This is a genomic window from Actinosynnema sp. NPDC023658 (assembly GCF_040639995.1).
Lineage (GTDB): Bacteria > Actinomycetota > Actinomycetes > Mycobacteriales > Pseudonocardiaceae > Actinosynnema.
Genome location: NZ_JBFAAX010000828.1, coordinates 1 through 2,482, shown reverse-complemented (window position 1 = coordinate 2,482; position 2,482 = coordinate 1). Strand labels below are relative to the sequence as shown.

Here is a 2,482-nt window from a genome sequence, read left to right as displayed (position 1 = left end):
TCACGCACGCCAGGCAGATCGGCAGCACGGCGGACCGGCGCTCGGGCGGCGCCTGCCGGTACGCCCGGTACTTGTGCGCGAGCAGCACCAGCACGCCGCAGGCGCTCAGCAGGTACCGGACGTCATCCACGGTGGCCCCGATCGGGCGAGTACCCGAACGAGTACCACGCCCGCGTGGCCAGGTCGTCCCCGTCGGGGCGCGGTGGCTCGGGCCGCTGCCGGTCCGCCCACCCGATCAGCGCGCGGGTCAGCACGCCCGCCACCCGGTCGGCCTCGCGCTCGTCCCGGCGGGACAGGTCGGTCCGGCCCGCCAGGATCCGCAGCATCGACGGCGACAGGTCGGGGTAGAGCATCCGGCGGCCCTCCTCGGCGTCGAGCCGCGGCGGCCGGTGGCCGCAGAGCATGTGCGCGATCTCGTGCAGCAGGATGAGCAACCGGTGCACCCAGCTGCGGGCCGTGGTGACGATGATGACGTGCACCTCGTCCTCGGTGACCGCCCACAACCCGCTCGTGCCGCTCGCGCCGAGGTCGTCGAACCGCAGGATGATCTCGCGCTGCAGGCGTCGGGCCATCACCTCGCACAGCCGCACGCAGACCGCCTCGGTGGTCGCGGACTCGTCGAGGTCGAGCTCGCGGATCAGCCCGTCCCCGAGCTCGCGCAGCTCCTTCGCCTTCACCCGCTCACCGCCCTGATCCGTCCGACGCCCCGCCCCGCCGAGCCGTCAACGTGTCTCGTCCTCGGCCACCACGGCGGACCCGTCGGGTTCGAGCGCTCGTCTGATGGCGTCCTCGGCCGCGACACCGGGGTGCAGCGCGCGCACGAGCGCCAGCAGGATCCTGTTCCGGACGCCCGGCGGCGGTGGTTGTTGCGCGGTGCGCAGGATGACGGTGTTGACGCCCAGCTTGTCCATCGCCAGCCGCGTCTCCAACTGCTCGTCGACGCGCGCCGCCAGCTCGTCGTCGAAGAAGTACGCGGGCGCGGCGCCGAACGCCTCCGCGAGCCCGAGGACGTGCTTGAGCCTCGGGTTGTCGCTGGTGCCGGCCAGCAGCTCGCGGAGGTAGTTGGCCGAGATGGAGCCGTACGGGCCAGCGCTGATCCGGGCCGCGACCTCCTCCGGCGAGAACGGACCGCGGTGGACCGGGTAGACCGTGTCGAACAGGTGCTTCACCGCGCCGCGCCGCCCCGCCGGCCGCTCGCCCTCGCGCAGCAGCGAGCGACCGCCGACGAAGCACGCCGGGTGCACGCCCAGCGCGGTGGCCAGGCCCTCGATCGTGCGGCAGGTGGGGTTGTCCTTGTCACCGCGGCGCAACTGCGAGATGTACGTGTGCGTGATCTCGCCGCCGTCGAGGCGGATCCGCTCGGCCAGCTCCACGTTCGTGTAACGGGGCCGGTCGCCGGGGCGCAGGCACAGGCCGTCGAGAACCTCGGCGAAGAGCCGCTGGCCGCCGGCGGTCATGGTCACCCCTCGTACGCACGACTGCGTCCGCCCGCAAGGAGTTCCACTGCGAGTGGCAGACTCAAGCTACTCCGCAACACCAGTTGATTCCAGGGTGGGGCCCCAGTAGCCTGGCCACGGCGGTTCCACTGGTGTTGGGGGCAGGCTGCGCTGGCGTCCTGGGAGTGGAACGGAAGGCCGGCTGCGCGGTGCGGCGAGATCCCGGGTGACCACGCCGGCCGTCACCAGGCCCTGCGGTTGTGCCACCGCCTCCGCCACGGCGGCACACGTTGAGGGGTGCGCAGGGCCGCGGGATCTCGTGGCCTGCCGCCGCGGTCGTGCCCGGCGCGGCCTCCGACGCGCCCCCTTCTTCCACCGGCCGTTGCCCTTTCGGGGCTGATCGACGCCCGTCGCGTGTCACCCCCGCGGACCCGGATATCCCGGGGCTGTCGAGTGCAGGCCGATAGCGGAGGTGGGCCATGTCCAGTCCGGACACCCCGAGCACCTCGGGTGGACCGAGCACATCGGACACGGCGAGCAGCGCGCTCGGGCGCGGTGCGGTCGTCGTCGGGTTCGACGGTTCGGAGCAGTCCCGGCAGGCCGCTCACTGGGCGGCCCGCGAGGCGTCGAGCCGCGGGGTGCGCCTGGTCGTCGTGAACGCCATCCGCGGGCCGTTCCCCGAAGTGGTGGTGACGCCGGTGACCATGCCGCTGCCCCAGTTGATCGACGAGGAGGCGGTGCGCGGCTACGTGCGCGACCACCTGACCGAACTGGCGGCGGAGATCGCGGAGGTCGCGCCGGGCGTCGAGGTGGACACCCACGTGCTCGACGGCCACCCGGCCGCCGTGCTCGGCGAGGTCGCCCGGGACGCCGCGGCGCTGGTCGTGGGCTCGTCCGGGATGACCGGTCTGACCAGGGTGTTCGCCGGTTCCGTCGCGGCGGGCGTGGCCAACCACGCCACCGGGCCGGTCGTCGTGGTCCGCGGCGACGGCGACGGTCGCGGTGACGGCCGGGTGGTGGTCGGTGTGGACGGTTCGGAGTCGAGC

3 protein-coding genes are annotated in these 2,482 nt (G+C 73.4%); 1 reads left to right on the top strand and 2 read right to left on the bottom strand.

The window, feature by feature from the left end; genetic code table 11:
* Nucleotides 1-122 precede the first annotated feature (122 nt).
* Together AB0G02_RS35290 and AB0G02_RS35285 are read right to left on the bottom strand one after the other, a co-directional pair.
* Nucleotides 123-677, bottom strand: a complete 555-nt coding sequence (locus AB0G02_RS35290; RefSeq protein ID WP_360803311.1) for a hypothetical protein — start codon at nucleotides 675-677, stop codon at nucleotides 123-125.
* A gap of 45 nt (nucleotides 678-722) precedes the next feature.
* Nucleotides 723-1,457: a hypothetical protein gene (locus AB0G02_RS35285; protein WP_360803308.1), complete on the bottom strand. Its 735-nt coding sequence runs from the start codon at nucleotides 1,455-1,457 to the stop codon at nucleotides 723-725.
* A 458-nt stretch (nucleotides 1,458-1,915) separates the two neighbouring features.
* Between AB0G02_RS35285 and AB0G02_RS35280 the strand changes: the two genes are divergently transcribed.
* Nucleotides 1,916-2,482, top strand: a 567-nt coding sequence (locus AB0G02_RS35280; protein WP_360803305.1) for a universal stress protein, incomplete at its 3' end; no start/stop codon positions are given.

What these genes read in the sequence shown, in the direction of transcription:
- AB0G02_RS35285 (WP_360803308.1), bottom strand. Translation starts at nt 1,457, where the DNA reads ATGACCGCCGGCGGCCAGCGGCTCTTCGCCGAGGTTCTCGACGGCCTG.